The organism is Arthrobacter sp. efr-133-TYG-120, from assembly GCF_030209785.1.
Taxonomy (GTDB): Bacteria; Actinomycetota; Actinomycetes; order Actinomycetales; family Micrococcaceae; genus Arthrobacter.
In genome coordinates, this window is record NZ_JARVRI010000018.1 from 36,812 (window position 1) to 54,413 (window position 17,602).

The following is a 17,602-nucleotide window of genomic DNA, read 5'->3' on the forward strand; positions in this document are numbered from 1 at the left end:
AGTTCCACAAAGGCAGTGTCCGCGGGGACTCAGACCTGTTGGCCCCGGTTCATGCTGTCCATGTCCTGCTCGCGATCGGATTCTCGGAACGCCGAGAGCAGAGCGCGAGTGTAGTCGTGCTGCGGCGCGTTCAGGATCTGCTCCGTCGCGCCGCTTTCGACGATCAGGCCATCCTTGAGGACGGCCACTTCATCGGTCAGGTGGTCTATAACCGATATGTCATGACTGATAAAGAGCATCGTCAATCCGAGATCCCGCTGCAGCCCCATGAGAAGGTTCAGAATCTGTGCCTGCACAGACACATCGAGCGCGGACGTCGCCTCATCAGCCACCAGGATCCGAGGGCGGCAGGCCAAGGCGCGCGCGATCACCACCCGCTGTCGTTGGCCGCCGCTAAGGGAACTGGGCGCGCGATCGATGATGGCGCCACTTAGACCGACCTGCCTGAGCAGCTCGATCGCACGCTCCCGTGCGGTGGGTAGTCCTTGCCTGTCCGCGACGGCAACCGCTTCAGTTACGGCGGCGACGGGGGTCAGATAAGGATTCAGTGCGGCAAACGGGTCCTGAAATACCATCTGCACAGATCGGCGCTGGCCGTTTTTCCGCGATTGGCTATCCCAGCGGCTACCTTCGATGAGAATGCTGCCCCCAGTCGGCTGGCGCTCATTTACTATCAGTCTTCCCAAGGTTGACTTCCCGGATCCGCTCTCACCCACGAGGCCCATGATCGTGCCGGCGCCAACTGTGAGAGAGATGCCCTTCAAGACTTCAGGGCCGCTTCTCCTGTAGCGATAGCGAACGTCACATAGCTCGACTGCCGGAATGTCGCTCACGCCGCCAGGACCTCCTCTGCATAGTGGCACGCCGCAGTGGCACCCTCGCGCACGGTCCGTAGTTCAGGCACCAGCCTGGCGCAAAGTTCAGTGGCCAGTGGGCACCGTTCACGGTAGACACAACCACCGTCCCGCCATTCGGCGGGAGGACGGGGCGCGCCTCCGATGGCACCGAGCATCGTCTTGCGCTGGGCAAGCATAGGATCTGCCTGTAGCAGCGCCTTCGTGTACGGATGGGACGGTGTGGACAAAACGGTCGTTGTGGGGCCCATCTCCACAACGCGGCCGCCATACATCACCGCCACTTGATCGCATACGCGGCGGATCACGCGCATGTCATGGGAGACCAGCACCATGGCCATGTCGCGTTCCTTCTGCACTTGCTGGATCAGGCGGAGCACCTCGTTCTGGACTGTCGCATCCAGTGCTGTCGTTGGTTCATCGGCGACCACAATAGCTGGATCGCTTGCCAGCGCGAATGCCAGCATCACGCGCTGACGCATCCCGCCGGAGAGCTCATGTGGATAGCTGCGAAGAACCTGGTCAGGATCGCGCATCTGTACCTGTTGCATCAGCAAGCGCGCCTTCTCGACCTTCGCTGCCCGGGAGCCGGCGAGAATCTCGGTAAGTTGACCACCCACTTTGCGCACAGGATTGAGGCCCGCCATTGAGGCCTGCGGCATGTACCCGACGCGTCGCTGTCGCAAGTGAGCCCACCGGCGGCGGTCGGCCCGCGCGTACTCTTCGCCCTGGAACTTAATTGAGCCAGCATCGATAGTTCCACCGGTGAGGCTTAGCATTCCGACGAGAGCGCGGCACAGCAGCGACTTGCCCGAACCCGTTTCTCCTACGACACCCAAGGTCGTTCCGGGCGCGGCCTCCAAGTTGATCGGGCCCAGCCGGACGCTGTCCCCTAACGAGAACTCAAGGTCTCGGACTCGCAGGGTTGGCTGCGCACCCGACGCAGTATGCAGAGTCATTCGTGTCTCCTCAGTTTCTTCGAAGTTCGATCAAGCAATCCGTCGGCGATGATCGACGCTGCGACTGCCGAGACGGTGAGAGCAAGCGCAGGAAATATGACCTGCCACCAAGCGGAAACAATCGACGCCCGTCCTTCGTACATCATGGATCCCCACTCCGGAGTGGGCGGTGGGACCCCGGCCCCCAGGAACGGGAGACTGGCCACGAACCCGACGATCATCACGGCGTCGGCGACAGCGTAAGTCCCTGTGACCGCAATCACCGCAGGCATGATGTGGCGGAATGTAATCCGATACTTCCCATACCCCATGAGTTCGGCGGCAATAACATACTCCCGCGACCTCAGTCCGGAAGACTCCGCCCGTGCGAGCCGCGCGTAAATCGACCAGCCCACGGTGACGACACCGACGAGGATTTGAAACACTCCCGGAGCCGTCCCCAGCACACTGACCTGATTCCCTACCGTAAGCAGGATCATGAGAATCAGCAGCGGAAAGGGTACGGCAATGAGCGCGTCCGTTACCCGCATCAGGACCGTACCCCATTGCGTCCGCCTGGCTGTGCCGGCCAGAGTGCCCAAAATGGTGCCGATGGCTAGGGAAATTAATGCGCCAAGTACTGCTGCCAGGTAGTCGACGTGTACGGCGACGAACGTGCGGGCGAAAACGTCGCGCCCGAGAACATCTGTGCCGAACGGGTGCCCAGGAGAGGGCGGGTCCAGCGGGGGACCACTCACTGCATTCGGGCCATGTCCGACCAGGATAGGGGCAAGGAAGCTCATGACGATGAAGAACACCAGCACCAGAACGCCAGCAACTATGGGCATCGAGCCGCGCTCTTTGGACCGTCGCTTCCTAGGCTGCGCGGCGACGAGAGTGTTGAGAGGAATGTTAGTCATTGGACACGTACCCTTGGGTCAGCGATGGTGTAGACGACGTCAGTGATGAGGCTTATGACGACCGTGAAAATCCCTGTGAAGACCGTCACCCCTACGATCACCGGGTAATCGCGCTGCCCGACAGCGGTCACCACCACTGAACCGATTCCCGGAATCCCGTACAGCGCCTCAATGATCACAGCACCTCCAATAAGTACCGCCATACTGAACCCGACGAGAGTGATGACGGGAAGAAGTACGTTCGGCAAGAGGTGGCGGGTGATCAGGGACACCCGCGATATACCACGACTGATCGCGGCTTCCACGAATTCCTCACCCATCAGCCTCGTCGTCTCTCGCTCAATGGATCGGACGAAGATCGGCGTCATGAACAGTGCAAGGGCCAGGCTGGGAAGCCAAAGGTAGCGCAACGCATTCAGCCCGTCCTTCGACCAACCTCCCGCGGGCGCCCAATGAAGCTGAACGCTGAACAAGATCAATAGATAGATTCCGACCAGGAAGGACGGAATGGCAACAAGTACGACCATTGAGATACGGAGGGCATGAATGCCCCGGCGCCCCATTCCGAAGGCCGGCAGGAGACCAAGCGGGAAGGAGATAACCAGCGCGAACAGAATTCCCGTGACCACTAGCGACAGCGTGATGGGAAGTGCGCTGCCAACCATGGAAATAACGGGCCGCTGCGTTGTCATCGAAGTCCCGAAGTCTCCGTGCATGAGCCCTGAGAGCTGACTCAGGATCTGGGAAGAGAGCTGTTGGTCCAGACCAAGCTGAGCGCGCAGTGCAGCCAGTGATTCGGGCGTAGCTTGCATACCCAAAATTGACTGGGCAGGATCGCCGGGCACCAGACGCACAAGCACGGCAGTTCCGACCACAATCAGCACGACAACAATCACGAGCTGCAGAACGCTCCGCGCGACTCTCCGCATCAAACGCTTCCAGCCGCGCTGCCTTCCGTGGCCGCTGGGGGTGGTTGAAATCACCTCTACTGTAGCGCTCATCCGTGCTGACCAGACGCCGGAAATGAAGGAGCCGGCTTGTCAGGAAGGAGGATGCCAGCGGCAACTTTCAAATAGTTTCCTTGTGCCCCAGGGAACACGCCATCCCACACGTCGGCGCGCAGCCTACTGCCCTGCAATCCAGAACTCCGAGTTCGGCTGCAGGCCAATTACGTCAACGAGATTCGAGCGAACACCGTAGCGACTCGTCACACCTGCAATGGGGATGATCGGAGTCCAGTCCTCGAAAACCTGCAGAACGTGAGTGGATGCCGCTTCCTGCTGTTGTGGTGTCTGCGCCCCGAACAAGGCTCTGAACGCGGGCTCTATTTCATCGTTGTTGCATCCAGCGAAAATGCACATGGTGGATTTCGGATCGAAGATGCCCTCGGCGGAACTCGGCACATTGAACTTGCTGAAAGTCACGACGTTGAGGTCGAATCCGCCATTGATGGAGTTCTGGATGAACTGCTGATCCTCGACGGGCTGAATGTTCATTTTCATCCCAAGCGGCTCGAGCTGCTGCTGTAGCACGGTGGCCACACGTCCAGCGTCGTCTGAAGCACTGGCGAAGTAGCTGGCGGTGAATGTACAGCCGCTTTGGCAAGCCGTCCCTTTGAGCAGCGCCTTCGCCTGCGCGACATCCTGCTGGGAATAGACATTTACGGGTTGTGGGTACTCGGCTATGACAGGGTAAGGACCGGTCTGTACTTTGGCATCAGCGCCGTACGCCGGAGTCGCGAGTGTCTTGCGATCGATAGCCCACGCTATGGCCTTGCGGATGCGCGCGTCATGGAACAAGCTGCTTTCGCGGTTATTCGGCACGATGAACATACTCGCCAAGCCGTCGACCATCGGAGCCGTCAGGTCCCCTGAGATCTGATCCGACACGTCCTGTGGCAATGTGGGAACGAGGTCAACATCTCCGCTCTGCAACCGCTTGACGCTGGTCGGGCTGTCGGCCACGACGCTGAACGCCAGCTTCTTGATTTTGGGCTTCGTTCCTCCAAACCTCTCGTTTCTGACCAGTGTGAACGAATTTTCCTTGACATTTCCCTCGGGAGCGTAAGAACCGGAGAAGACCGGCTTACCCTGGAAGTAGTTTTTATCTGTCGCCGCTGCGGCGGGAAGGATGCCCATCGCTGGCACTGCCAGCATCTGCCCAAAGTCCGCAGAGGGAGCGTTCAGGCTGATCTTCACTGTTGTCTTGTCCGGCGCTGCCAGGTCGGCGATGAGCTCGGCATAGCTTTGATTGGGACCAGGGGTGTCGCGCAACCTGGTGAGGGAGGCAACCACGTCTGTGCTCGTCAAAGGCGAACCATCGGAAAACGTCAAGTCGGGCTTAAGAACGACCGTATAGTTCTTGGCGTCATCAGAAGCGGTCAAGCTCTCGGCGAGCATGGGCTCCGTCTTGGTCGCACTGCCCTTGACGAACTGCACCAGCCGGCCAGTAGTCAATCCAACGATCACTGAGTCGGACAAGTACGGGCCCGCGGCCGGATCAATCGAGGTCACTGCGGTAGACAGATCGATATGAACCTCGTCGAGGTTGGCTTGCGACAGGCCTTCACCTGTCCCGTTGCCGGAACATGCGCTGAGGGCCAGGGTAGCGGCGACGAGAAGCGCCGCTCCCGATAGGTAGGCGGTTCGGGGCTTCCAAATTTGAGCCATCTCTACTCCTCTGTAGTGCGATGGAATGAGTCTCTTGGGATATCACGTGCTGCGGAGCTGTCGTCTTCGTTGAGGTCGAGCGGCTTCGCGGTTGTCGAAGTACCGCCGTTTGTTTTTGCGGCCGGGGTCCTGCATCAAAACAAGGCTAAGAGCAAAATGTGATGTAGTCAACAACTGAATTATATTTGGGAAACTTTGAGGCCAGACTAGCTCAAAAATTCCCGGAAAGGCGGGGACTAGGATGGATGAGGAAATTCTCGACAGTTCACGACTGAACTGATTGCTTCGCGTTATCCAAGGGTGAACCCCGCCTTGATCGATATGCAGCGGGGCATCGTGGGCAGAGTACGCCGTCGCGGTAGGCTAGACGGCGTGGGTCTGCGGCTTGAGGTAAAGGTGCAGGCCCCAATCAATTGCCGACGGCTCTTGACCCATGCCCGACGACCGGGATAAAGCGGTGGAAGCTGATCTGTCCGCATGCCGGGTCCATACCAAGGAGTGGTCGTCACGGTCGCTCGCAGCCGCGAACGGCATAGCCGCCAAACAGCATGTCACTGCGGCCCCATAACTGAGGCTAAGCTGCAAAATCGCTCCGCCAAACCGACGTCGAGGACGGGAGCGGTTCTACCGCCAATTTCGTCTGTCTTGAGGCGGCCTTGCTGGAGGATAGGTGAACCATCCCATCACGCCGGCATTCCGACGTCGCGTTGCACGTGCGCTGCGCGGGCGCAGTTGGGAACCCGGCACGACACCGGGACGAGGGTCAACGGGTCAGCTCGGACACGAGCAGATGTGTTATTTGGGGCGCCGGCGAGTAGCCGGATTCGGCTGCGACAGGTACTCCCCAGCTCGCCTTTGATTTAAGTCCCACTGCTCGAGCGGCCGATTTAAGTTCTCCGATGTTTTGGCAAGCCCGGCGCTTCGACCTGACCAGGTACGTGCTGGGCGTCTCCGAATGAGGCCAGGAAGTTGTCGCGACGCAGAAAGCACGGACGGCAGGTCTTGCCGTCCGTGCGGTTCGCCGATCTTTCCGCCCTGGCGCTACATCGCCAATTGGTTGAGGTTGGTTTCCTCTTGGTCGGCCAGCAATGGAGCTTGCTCCCTGGTCTGAAGCCCCATGACGAACGAGTCCGAGCGGGTTCGGCTCATCAGCGCCAACCATTGCGCTGAAGTTGGCCGTTGGACCTTGGCGGTCCGGCTTCCTGCCTTCCCACTTCGTACGAGCCTCTCAAGACCTGGGCAGAATGCGGACTCGATAAAATAAAGGTGATCGAGCATCTCTCCAGTGCGACATTGGCGACCCAGCCCATGTCAACGGGACTTCAAATCCGCCGAGTTCCACCACCGATCACGCCGCCAGCGATACCGATGTCGACCATCTCCTGATCAGGATCGGGCGCGTGGACACGGAACCAAAGTTTGGAGATTTTCCACTCACCGTCCTGCCGGACATACTCCGTCTCGTAGCGCCCCTCGGACCATGGACCCCATACTCGAAGCATGCCGAGGGACGTTTTAAAATCAGCCTGCAGCCGGTGCCACGTCCACGTGGCGCGCCCCGTGTCTCCATCTACCACTATGTCCGGCGACGACAGGATGTAGCCATCGTTGCTGTGCACGACGGGAACCAATTCCTTAGTAAACATCGCGCCGATGGCGTCGCGTCCCCGGTGCACTCCGTGATGGCGGATGTCGCATACCGCGTCCTCCGTGTAGGCGGAAGCCACTGCTTGCCAGTCGCGCGCCGCTAGATCGCGAATGTACTTGTGGTGAAGCGTGGCTATCGCCTGTGCCGACTCGAGATTTTCGACCCGACGCTCCAGTGCTATCAGATGCCGCGTTAGATCCTCATGATTCATCGTCTGACACTCCTTAGTTGTCAACTGCGCAGGTTTGTTGTCGACTGCCCACGCTGCATTTTGGGCGACAAGCCAGTCCAGCCGTCCTGCCTTCGTCACCAGTTTTCCGAATGAAGCCACATTACGTAGAGCTGTTATTTTAGTCAAGCAGTGAATTACTTCTGAAGCGAAGTGGCTGTAAAATCAAGCCTAAACCCCAAAAAACAAGTTCACTGCTAGACGATATAAGAGTCAGAAGCGTAATCTGAAACGCCGAAAGGCTAGGAGCTCCGAAGCGCGTCCAATGGCGGCCCTCCAGCCACGGGGCAGCTGTGGCAGTCGTTTTCCCCTGGACAATCGGCCATGATGCGGGGGCTCATCCATCTGATGTGCGGTGGAGGGGCATTGAACAACAAAGCGGGCACCGTCATCTGCGGCACCGGACAAGGGATCGCTGAAGGACACCAGGATTGTCGCGGACAAGATCAACGCCAAGCCCGTAGCCGCGTAGTGCGAAGCCGATGGGGCGTCAGGCGGCAGCGCCGGAGTGGGCAACCACGGCATTAGGAGGTAGGCCGACAGGGCAAGGGGCCCGGCCCACGATGGGATGGCCTGCTGGGGTAGCTGCTGTGCACGTCAATGTCGTTGGGTAATCCCTAACCTGGAGGTGAGGCATTAGTGGACGTGTCATACAGCTTTTCAGCCAGGGTTATCATCGCTTCTACGCTCTGTGGCGGTTTGATGTGCCGCCCGGATGCCCCTTTGTCGGAGCGATGCCGGGACGTCCTGGCAACGACGGTTGGGCGCTGTTGTCTAACCCTGAGCAACTGGCTGACGTCCTTGCGAACCCCAAGCTGCACTCAGTAGCGTTCGGAGAATCTGTCCGCTGGGTCGCCCCCATTGGCATGGATCCTCGTCAAACCACGCGGGAGACCGTACTGGAGGGCGTGCGTTTGCCGGCCCGCGCGCGGCTAGGCGTCGTGCTGGGAGCTGCCAACCGTGACCCCGCCGTTTTCACAAATCCAGAGACGTTCAACATCCACCGACCCAAAAAACCGCATCTCGGTTTTGGTGGCGGTGCCCACTTCTGCGCCGGGACCTGGATTGCCCGCGCCCAGGTGGCCAAATACGATGCCCGCACTCTTCGACAGGCTGCCGAACATGCGGCTCGACCCGAATAACGCCTCCGTAGACGCCGGCTGGGTCTTCCGTGGACTCATAAAAATGCCTGTCCTCTGGAACTGACTCTGCCCACCAACTGCTCAAGGAAAATCATGCCAACCATCACCTTTGTCCAGCCCACTGGACACTCTGACACTGTAACTGTCTCCGAGAAGACTTCTTCGCTTATGCGGGCAGCAGTCGCCAATGGCGTTGAAGGAATAGTCGGAGAATGCGGCGGCCAGGCCATGTGTGCGACTTGCCACGTCTACATCCGCCCCGAGTTCGAAGATGCGCTGCCTGAAATCAGCGAGGACGAGGACGAAATGCTCGACTGCACCACGGCAGAGCGCACCAACCGATCCCGCCTCGGATGCCAGGTTAGCGTCGGGGCGCACTTGGAGACCATTATTGTTGACGTCCCCACGGATCAGGTCTGAGCAATGAATGTTGTGATAATTTGGGCGGCCAGGCAGGCGTTCAGGCGGCAGACTCCCTCCGATCAGGCGGTTTCCCCGGCAGCATAACGATAGTTGCCGACGAGGCGACGTTGCCTTATCAACGGCCACCCCTGTCCAAGGACTACCTCGTTCCTACCGGCCACCTGGCAGCGCTGCCTCTCCGGCCAGCGTCCTTCTATACTGACCACGGCATTGATCTGCTCACGGGTGTGGCCGCATCCACCATTGACCGGCACGCTCAAACTGTAACTCTCGCAGACGGGACATCGCTGCCCTACGACTACCTCCTCATGGCCACTGGTTCACGAAATCGGTCCTTATCCTGCCCGGGAGCGGATTTAGCTGGCATACACAGCTTGAAAACCATAACGGACGCAGAGCGCCTGCAGCGGGCACTGAGCGCCGCAGAAGACGTGGTCGTTATCGGCGCTGGCTTCATCGGTTTGGAGTTCGCATCGGCCGCAAAGGCATACGGGTGCGAAGTCACCGTACTGGAGTTCGCCTCGCGGCCGATGAGCCGGGCTCTTAGTCCTGTCATGAGCGACTGGTTCAGCGTTGCACACGAACGCAATGGCGTTAGGTTACGTCTTAATGAGGGCCTCAGCCATTTTGAACGCGACAACAACGGTCATGTATGCGCCGCCCATTCCATGACTGGCGCCCGATATACCGCTGATCTTGTTGTTGTAGGCGTGGGCGTCATACCTAATGACGAAGTCGCTGCCCAAGCCGGTCTGGAGACTAACAACGGAATCCTGGTAGACGAGGCGCTTAGAACCTCTGACCCTAGAATCTTCGCTATCGGCGATTGCGCCAGTTTTCCGAACTCCCTCACCGGTTCCAGAATCAGGCTCGAGTCCGTTCAAAACGCGGCCGCACACGGACGCCACGCAGCACAAGTGATCCTCCATGCAGCAGACAACTACGAGGAGACCCCTTGGTTTTGGTCGACACAAGGCTCTCTGCGGTTGCCAATGGCCGGCATACAGGCTGCCGGTGACACAGCTACGGTCATCGGAAACCCCGAGACCGCCAAGTTCTCGGTGCTCTGCCACCGCGTTGGACGACTCGTCGCCGTGGAATCCGTAAACGCCGCAGGCGATCACATCGCTGCCCGAAAGCTGCTGACGGCAGGACTCGGTCCGTCGCCCGAAGAAGCCCAAGCTCCCGGCTTCAGTTTGAAAGCACATGCGCAACAGGCATCGCTAGACCCCGCATAGAGCAGTTACCAGTCACCTTTCCCTCTCAGCAGGAGAAACTATGTCCGAAACAGCCATCGACGCATCGGCAAAAAGGACGCAACGACGCGTCGCCTTCAGCCGGGTCGCCCGTCTGGTTGTGGGGGAGAGCTGCTCGGCGACGCCGATGCTTGGAGGTGAATGGTGGATCGTACTCATGGACAGTGAAGCGATCCGCAAGCAGCACGGCCATACCCTTTTGGATTGCCGATCGCAGAACGCTCCTGCCGCCGCGATGATGAGGGCCGGTCCGGGCCGCGGTGGAGTTGATAGCCGGGGTGGTGCCGTCGAGTGACGTTGTCTTATTCATTGCTGACCTCCGTGCGCTAGGTAGTGGACATAGACAGCGAGCTCGTCGAGTGTTGTCTTTTGCAAAAACGGGAGACATCACGATGCGTTCCGAGGCAATTCTTGGGCGCATAGGGGTCGAAATCGGATCTAAACCGCAGTTCTTAGCTCTGCATATTGGCTTCGCGGCATTGAACTCAACCCGCTGTCCAGTCATGTTGGCCATGATGGGTAGGGTGGGTATCAGATCCCCAAGGAGGTCAGCCATCGCCCGCCCATCCCAACCTCTGCTAAGCCGCGAGTTGATTGCCAGTACCGCCCTCGCCCTCGTTGACCGCGTCGGCGCCGACGGTGCCAGTATTCGCCGCGTCGCGGCGACGCTCGGTGTAAACCCCACCTCGCTGTATAACCATGTACCAAATCGCGCCGCCATGATTGAAGACGTGAGGGCGATCGTTTCTGCAGACATCGATTCGCGGCCTCTTCGGGAATGCCCTTGGGAAGAAGGACTCCGGCTATGGGCGTATTCGTACAGGCTGGCATTCGCCGGTCACCCGCGAGTGGTTCCGTTATTGATGACAACGCGTGCCTCGTCACCCGTCCTGCTATCGGAGTACGAGGATTTTGTGGTCGCGGCAGAAGCCGTTGGATGGACAAGTAGGGACGTCCTGCCACTATTGACTGCCTTCGAGTCCTTTATTTTAGGAAGTGTTCTTGACATGTCGGGGCCCAGCATCGTGTTCGATCCAACTGGCCAAGAAGAGCGACTTCCGAGGTTTTCATTGGCGTTCGCGTCCTTGTCGACTGAGGACCCAAGTGATCCAGTCGCGTCACGCGCGTTCGAGATGGGTTTGAGTATGTTGGTAGCGTCCGCCAGGCCAGGACGCAGCGCATTTTCTGAAGGCCAGCAGGTTGCGTGCGGGTGAGATCGCTGTGGAGTTTGTTGATGCCATTGCGCCGAGGAGGATGGCGAAGGAAAGAAAGATCGCGGCTGGACCCATCACTGGGTGGGCGAGAACCATGAACACGTTCTCGGCTATGCCCGGATTTCCAAGACTGTTTGCGGTGTCTCCTGGCCCGGCGATGGAGAGCGTCGCCGCTGCTATGCCTAACGAACACAACCACCAGAAGAATCAGAAGAATCGATGCCGCCGTGCTCTCCGTGGAAGTAGGACCCCGCGAGACTTTGGTTTCTTCTCCCGTTGTGGGGACAGTGGCCCAGCCCCAGTAACGAAGATCGAGACCGCAAGTCCCGCTGAGAAGGCGCTGAAACTATTTATCCGGGTGGGGTCAAACCATGAAATATCGGGCATGGGTCCAGCAGGATTGTCAGCAGACGCAGCTTCCTTGCCTAGCGCGATGAGGAACCACCCCAGAATCGCCATCTGGAACGCGACTGTGCAGTACTGGAAGATCTTGGCCGAGGTCATCCCGAGGTAGCAGATACCGTCGACAGTGCCATGAATGTCAAGCATGTCACGAGGTTGATTAGGTGGTTGTCGGTTAGACCGACGCACGACTTATTTATAAGGGCGATGGCTACTGTTTGATAAAAAAATCGACGGCAATTCCGGCAAGATTGAAAAGAACAAGCGCGGTGAAAGCTACGAGCTCACCCGGTAAGCCATCCAAGCCAAGGTCCGAACGCGCGGGATCCCCAGGTAAATGAGGTTTTCTGAGTCGAGCATGGCGGTGTTCGGGGCCTGTATCCGAGAGTGACAAGAAGCATCGGGATGAATCCCACGAGAAAGACGGCCGGCATCTGATCGCCAACGACGCTTGCCTCTGGTCCGTTTTGACGCTGCCAGAGTGGTTGCCGGCGCGCAGGTCGAGATCCCTACTACCAGTGCACCGAGAACACCAACCTGTCCTCTGGGCAGCCCTTTCCTGCTCAGACCGATTACCGCGTCCAGGGGGAGGGGCGTCTGCGGGGTGGGGCCTTTGAGGTCGAAAATGTCATGGCAAACAGGCTTTCTGGGGGAAATGGAGCAGACAAAGGGCCAAGCCAGCTGGGGACAGGCTGTGAAAAAAACTTGTCCGGGAATCGATCAAGATCTGACGGAATGGTGCGGGAAATGCCTTGTCAATAGATAAGCTTGCCTGCTTTAAAGGGCCTAGTACTACCCAAACAAACGGTGTATGTTTTAAATCACATGCCCTTCAGTTAGTAGCCTGGGCCTTCCACTTGAGAGTGAGTACCATGGATTTGCGGAGCTTCACAGTCGTCGAAGCCGACATCGACGACCTGTCCGGCGCACTTGAGGCCGGGCTCGTGAGCAGCGTCGAGTTAGTGATCCGGTATCTTAACCGCGTCGCCTTTTATGATCGCTCCGGACTTAGGCTGAATTCTGTATCGACAATCAATCCCAGTGTGTTGGCGGAGGCCCGGAACTCAGACCTCCGGCGTTCACGGGGGACGGTGCTTGGGCCGTTGGACGGTATACCTTTCACCGCAAAGGACAGTTACTGCGTCCGGGACCTGCCGGTTGCTGCCGGATCACCGGCTTTCGCCAACTTGACGGCCAGTGAAGATGCGTTCGCGATTTCACGTCTTCGGGATGCTGGGGCCGTGTTCCTTGGTCTTACGAACATGCCTCCTATGGCCGCGGGAGGCATGCAGCGCGGTGTTTACGGGCGAGCAGAATCTCCCTATAGCGGCGAATTTCTGACATCGGCGTTCGGCTCCGGTTCCTCCAATGGTTCCGGGACCGCGACCGCGGCCAGTTTCGCGGCCTTCGGTCTCGGCGAAGAGACCTGGTCCTCAGGGCGAGCGCCGGCCTCGAACAACTCGCTGGTCGCATACACGCCTTCTCGCGGCCTCATCTCCGTCCGAGGCAACTGGCCCCTTGTGCCGACGATGGACGTTGTTGTGCCGCACACCCGTTCGATTTCCGACATGAAGCACATACTCGACGTCATCGTCGCTGACGACCCATCGTCGGAAGGCGATTTGTGGCGTTTGCAGCCGTGGATCCCGTTACCAAAGCCGTCCACGATGCGGCCGGATTCATATGCCGCCATTCCCGACCTTCCATTGGCCGGGCTTCGCTTGGCGGTACCCCGGAACTACGTGAATGCTGACCCGACGAGCAGATACCCTATTGAGACCCGGAAATCGATTATGGACCTGTGGGAGGGGCTGTGTGATGATCTGCGGACGGCCGGTGCCGAGGTCATCGAGACTCCATTCCCTGTAGTGGACAACTACGAGCGGCTCCACGACGGCGATCGGGATTTTGTTGATCGAGGATGGGTGCGCAAAGACTTCCTCAGCGATGAAGTCGGAATGTTGTCGGCCTGGGCGCTGGACAACTTCCTGCGTCAGAACGGCGACCCGGCAATCGATGGCTTGGCCAAAGCGAAGGCTGAACTCATCTTTCCGCAGCCCAAAGGAGCCCTGCCTGACAGATACGGCATCTTTGAGTTCGACATTGCCTACGACCTTTCAGATTTTGTTGCAATGGCCAAGGATGGGGTCACCGATTGGAAGCATATTGCGACTCTCGAAGACGGGTTGCGTGGTCTCGAACGCACACGCAAAGAGGACTTCGAGGATTGGTTGTCAGGAAACGGCTTTGATGCCGTGATATTCCCTTCCGCCGCTGACGTTGGACCCTCCGACTCAGATGTTAACCCGTCGTCTGCCGATGTCGCCTGGCGCAACGGCGTCTGGGTTTCGAACGGCAACCTCGTACCGCGACACCTTGGCATTCCCACTTGGACCCTTCCATTGGGGACAATGTCAGATACCCGGATGCCGGTTGGCGTCACCGTCGCTGGCCCTGCATACGACGACATGCGCCTACTGCAACTGGCCTCAACGATGGAAAAACTCCGACCACGACGCACCGTACCCCCGCGAACGCCACCGCTACCGGGGGAGGCGCTTTTTCCGGTCAGCCTCCCTCCCGGATCGGACTCTCTCGAGGTGCGAATCGAAGACGTCGAGGTAGAAAGAACCACCACCAACACCACTGTCCGTTTCGTCGCAACGGTAACGGCAGGTAGAGCATCAGAGTGTGCAGCCTTCGTGGACGGGCAACCTGTACCGACAGTGCTGGAAGGAACTCGGATCGTGGGGAGCTGGTCGACCCATGCCAATGCCTACAACCATCGACACAGCGAGTGGCGGCCAGCATACGGTCCCTTGGTAACGCTGGCTGTCCGCAGCTCCAGCGGCGCCGTGGCTGGCGCCTTGGGAACATCCAAGCACGCGTCCCTCTAGGCTGACTGCCCATCTGACGACTGGGCGCACACACTTCCCCCTCAAAGGAGCACCATGCCTCAAAATATTTTCAACTATTTCGATCAGGTCGAACTGCCGACTCCCACACTCGAACCCACCGAAGTCTTGGACCTTGTCGCCAGCACTTTCGGTTTAGAGATCTCGGTCGAAGCCCTTGGCAGCCAGCAGGATCAGAACTTTAGATTGTTCGAGCACGGGTCGCCCCACCCCAAAGGGGTGCTCAAAATCAGCAACCCGGCTTTCAGTTTCCCCGAGATTCAAATGCAGGATCAGGCCGCGCTGCTTCTAGCGCAAAACCAGAACACGCTTCGCGTACCTCGTATCGTGACGGGTCCACGGGGGCCACTGTCAGCATGGTGGGAAACTTCACAAGGTCTCCTCCACGCGCGCGTGATTGAGAATATCGCGGGACGCACGCTGACGGGGTCCGACTACTTGGCGCCCGATGTAGTCAGTCGTATGGGAGAAATCGCAGCCAGAACGAGTCTGGCACTAGCGGATTTTGAACACGCCGGAACACATCGGGTCCTGCAGTGGGATCTCCGGCACGCCCGCCGGGTCATCGACCGGCTTCTTCCACTGGAACCGGACTCATCCATCCGGCGTTTCGTTGAGGAATCGGCTCTTCGCGCGGGACTCGTTCTTGAAGAAGTCGAAGACATACTGCCGGTGCAAGCGGGGCATTTCGACATTACCGATGACAACGTTCTTCGTCCGGATGGAGGACGGTTGCCTGATGCGGTTATCGACTTCGGAGATGTGTGCACGTCATGGCGTGTGGGGGAACTCGCGGTCACCATCTCTTCACTCCTGCACCATGATGGAGCGACCCCGGCGACGACCTTGCCCGCGATCCGTGCTTTCCACAAGCTGCGTCCCCTGGATGAGAGCGAAGTTTCTGCACTTTGGGCACTGGTGGTTTTGCGCGGAGCCGTCCTCGCTCTAAGTGGGCGGTGTCAGGTCAGGCTGGATGCCGACAATTCCTATGCGGACGCCGCCCTCGAGCGCGAGCTTCGAATTCTCACCGTTGCAGCATCCGTACCACCCGAGGTGATGACGGGGGCAGTCCGCCAAGCCCTGGGGATGCCCATCAAGGACAACCCATCGTGGACCTGTAAACCCGTACTGCCGCCCCTGGGCGTCGTTACAACTCTTGACGCAGGAACCACCTCAACCCTCAATGACAATGGTGCCTGGATGAAAGAGGCAACGCTTGATAAGGCCGCTGCCGCGGCTCTGAGCACCGGAGCTGACGCAGTTGTGCTGCCCGCCTGGTCCGCGGTTCTTACCGCTGCGCCGATCCGGACGCCGACGGTGCCAGAAACGTTTCCGACAGGTTTGACGCTCTGGCTTTCAAGGCCAACGTCTTTGTCAGCGGAAGCCCTGGTTTCCAGAATCAATGCCGACACCATCGCCGTCGCAATCGCCGGCGCGGTGCTCACGATATCGGCCGTGGGCCTGGGTCGTAAAAGCACTCATCTTTTACCGGCACGCACGAAGCTCTTCGTTCAGTTCGACCGGCGCGGAGTATCCGATGCCCCTGCGATGGTGACAGCCGATCTCATGGCAGGATGGGCTGCGATCCTGGGCGATCCTGCGCCGGCACTTGGACTCGTCTCCAGTAGCAGATCTACCAACGATGACGTCCTGGAGCGTCGCGGAGGTGTACTCGCGAACGTCCAGGAACATTACTATGCGGTGCCACCCCAGATCGAACGTGGATGGCGGGAATACCTCATAGGAGTTGATGGCCGTATTTATCTCGACATGGTCAACAATGTCGCTTCTGTGGGCCACGCACACCCCCGGGTAGCCGAGGCGGCTAGCCGGCAAATGAGACTCCTCAACACGAACTCCCGGTTTCATTACCGCGCAATCGCAGATTATGCCGAGCGGATTGCCGCTACGTTGCCCGACGAGATCGACACCGTGTTCTTTGTCAACTCCGGTTCCGAAGCCACTGACCTAGCCATCCGACTGGCAATGGCCAGCACGGGGCGGCGTGACATCGTCGCGATGCGGGAGTCCTACCACGGGTGGACTTTTGCAAGCGACGCAGTTTCCACATCGATCGCCGACAATCCAAATGCCCTTGAGTCACGCCCTGAATGGGTGCATACCGTGGAAGCAGCCAACTCCTATAGAGGAGAGCTACGGGGCAACGAAGCTGCCGGATATGCATCGAATGCAGTGAAGATCATCGACGAACTTGCCGCAGGGGGCACCCTGCCTGCTGGCTTTATCTGCGAGTCCTACTTCGGTAACGCAGGCGGCATCGCACTGCCGGATGGCTATCTAACGGACGTTTACGCGGCAATCCGCAAACATGGCGGCATCGCCATCGCCGATGAGGTGCAGGTTGGCTTCGGCCGCCTCGGCGAATGGTTCTGGGGTTTTCAGCAGCAGGGAGCTGTTCCCGACGTCGTTGCTGTCGCCAAGTCCATCGGAGCGGGGCAACCCATCGGAGCAGTTGTTACCCGTCGCGAGATCGCTGATCGATATCGCACACAGGGATACTTTTTCTCATCGACCGGCGGATCCCCCGTTTCGTCAGTGATTGGCATGACTGTACTTGACATCATCCAAGACGAAGGCCTACAGGAAAACGCACGCGTCGTTGGCCGACACCTCAAGAATCGCCTAGAGGCATTGAGCAAAGAGAATGACCTCATCGGGGCCGTCCACGGCTCGGGGCTCTATCTCGGTCTCGAGTTCGTCAAGGACCGCTCAACTCTCGAACCTGCAACGGACGAAACAGCGGCGATCTGTAATCGCCTGCTCGAACTAGGAGTCTTCATGCAGCCCACTGGCGATCATCTGAACGTCCTGAAGATCAAGCCACCGCTATGCATCTCCCAGGAATCTGCCGACTACTTCGTTGACAGCCTGGCCCACGTTCTCGAAACGGGGTGGTGAGGAATGGTGTGGCAAATGCCTTCAGAGGCCGCCGAACATACGCGAACTTGGATGGCCTTCCCTCGAGATGGTT

Annotated in this window: 12 protein-coding genes and 1 pseudogene; 7 read left to right on the top strand and 6 right to left on the bottom strand. The window is 59.0% G+C overall.

The window, feature by feature from the left end:
* Positions 1–29 precede the first annotated feature (29 nt).
* The 6 genes from QRN51_RS12275 to QRN51_RS12300 form a co-directional block, all read right to left on the bottom strand.
* Positions 30–833, bottom strand: a complete 804-nt coding sequence (locus QRN51_RS12275; protein ID WP_284990127.1) for an ABC transporter ATP-binding protein — start codon at positions 831–833, stop codon at positions 30–32.
* Complete coding sequence (locus tag QRN51_RS12280; protein WP_284990128.1) at positions 830–1,813, bottom strand: ABC transporter ATP-binding protein; 984 nt, start codon at positions 1,811–1,813, stop codon at positions 830–832. The genes QRN51_RS12275 and QRN51_RS12280 overlap by 4 nt, the downstream gene beginning before the upstream one ends.
* On the bottom strand, positions 1,810–2,712 hold the full coding sequence (locus tag QRN51_RS12285; RefSeq protein ID WP_284990129.1) for an ABC transporter permease: 903 nt from the start codon (positions 2,710–2,712) through the stop codon (positions 1,810–1,812). The genes QRN51_RS12280 and QRN51_RS12285 overlap by 4 nt, the downstream gene beginning before the upstream one ends.
* Positions 2,709–3,713, bottom strand: a complete 1,005-nt coding sequence (locus QRN51_RS12290) for an ABC transporter permease (RefSeq protein WP_284990131.1) — start codon at positions 3,711–3,713, stop codon at positions 2,709–2,711. The genes QRN51_RS12285 and QRN51_RS12290 overlap by 4 nt, the downstream gene beginning before the upstream one ends.
* A gap of 123 nt (positions 3,714–3,836) precedes the next feature.
* The gene (locus tag QRN51_RS12295) at positions 3,837–5,381 is read right to left on the bottom strand and encodes an ABC transporter substrate-binding protein (protein ID WP_284990133.1); all 1,545 of its coding nucleotides are present in this window, start codon (positions 5,379–5,381) and stop codon (positions 3,837–3,839) included.
* Between the two features lie 1,322 nt (positions 5,382–6,703).
* On the bottom strand, positions 6,704–7,387 hold the full coding sequence (locus tag QRN51_RS12300) for a nuclear transport factor 2 family protein (RefSeq protein WP_284990134.1): 684 nt from the start codon (positions 7,385–7,387) through the stop codon (positions 6,704–6,706).
* A gap of 737 nt (positions 7,388–8,124) precedes the next feature.
* Here QRN51_RS12300 and QRN51_RS12305 point away from each other — a divergent pair.
* From QRN51_RS12305 to QRN51_RS12330, 7 genes and pseudogenes are all read left to right on the top strand, one after another.
* Complete coding sequence (locus QRN51_RS12305; protein ID WP_284990196.1) at positions 8,125–8,400, top strand: cytochrome P450; 276 nt, start codon at positions 8,125–8,127, stop codon at positions 8,398–8,400.
* Positions 8,401–8,493: 93 nt separating this feature from the next.
* Positions 8,494–8,820, top strand: coding sequence for a 2Fe-2S iron-sulfur cluster-binding protein (locus QRN51_RS12310; protein ID WP_284990135.1), 327 nt, complete (start codon positions 8,494–8,496; stop codon positions 8,818–8,820).
* A gap of 20 nt (positions 8,821–8,840) precedes the next feature.
* A complete protein-coding gene (locus QRN51_RS12315; RefSeq protein ID WP_284990136.1) occupies positions 8,841–10,061 on the top strand; it encodes an NAD(P)/FAD-dependent oxidoreductase in 1,221 nt (406 codons plus the stop codon).
* A 40-nt stretch (positions 10,062–10,101) separates the two neighbouring features.
* On the top strand, positions 10,102–10,374 hold the full coding sequence (locus QRN51_RS12320; RefSeq protein WP_284990137.1) for a hypothetical protein: 273 nt from the start codon (positions 10,102–10,104) through the stop codon (positions 10,372–10,374).
* Between the two features lie 424 nt (positions 10,375–10,798).
* The gene (locus QRN51_RS23270; protein ID WP_350224974.1) at positions 10,799–11,293 is read left to right on the top strand and encodes a TetR/AcrR family transcriptional regulator C-terminal domain-containing protein; all 495 of its coding nucleotides are present in this window, start codon (positions 10,799–10,801) and stop codon (positions 11,291–11,293) included.
* 1,274 nt (positions 11,294–12,567) lie between these two features.
* Positions 12,568–14,241, top strand: a pseudogene (locus QRN51_RS12325) (amidase); the annotation flags it as partial.
* A 405-nt stretch (positions 14,242–14,646) separates the two neighbouring features.
* On the top strand, positions 14,647–17,529 hold the full coding sequence (locus QRN51_RS12330) for an aminotransferase (RefSeq protein WP_284990138.1): 2,883 nt from the start codon (positions 14,647–14,649) through the stop codon (positions 17,527–17,529).
* Positions 17,530–17,602: the final 73 nt, after the last annotated feature.

Bases quoted from the DNA above. Each gene is read 5' to 3' on its own strand.
- QRN51_RS12320 (WP_284990137.1), top strand. From the start codon at position 10,102: ATGTCCGAAACAGCCATCGACGCATCGGCAAAAAGGACGCAACGACGC.
- QRN51_RS12290 (WP_284990131.1), bottom strand. From the start codon at position 3,713: ATGAGCGCTACAGTAGAGGTGATTTCAACCACCCCCAGCGGCCACGGA.
- QRN51_RS12280 (WP_284990128.1), bottom strand. From the start codon at position 1,813: ATGACTCTGCATACTGCGTCGGGTGCGCAGCCAACCCTGCGAGTCCGA.
- QRN51_RS12285 (WP_284990129.1), bottom strand. From the start codon at position 2,712: ATGACTAACATTCCTCTCAACACTCTCGTCGCCGCGCAGCCTAGGAAG.
- QRN51_RS12310 (WP_284990135.1), top strand. From the start codon at position 8,494: ATGCCAACCATCACCTTTGTCCAGCCCACTGGACACTCTGACACTGTA.
- QRN51_RS23270 (WP_350224974.1), top strand. From the start codon at position 10,799: ATGATTGAAGACGTGAGGGCGATCGTTTCTGCAGACATCGATTCGCGG.
- QRN51_RS12295 (WP_284990133.1), bottom strand. From the start codon at position 5,381: ATGGCTCAAATTTGGAAGCCCCGAACCGCCTACCTATCGGGAGCGGCG.
- QRN51_RS12305 (WP_284990196.1), top strand. From the start codon at position 8,125: ATGGATCCTCGTCAAACCACGCGGGAGACCGTACTGGAGGGCGTGCGT.
- QRN51_RS12330 (WP_284990138.1), top strand. From the start codon at position 14,647: ATGCCTCAAAATATTTTCAACTATTTCGATCAGGTCGAACTGCCGACT.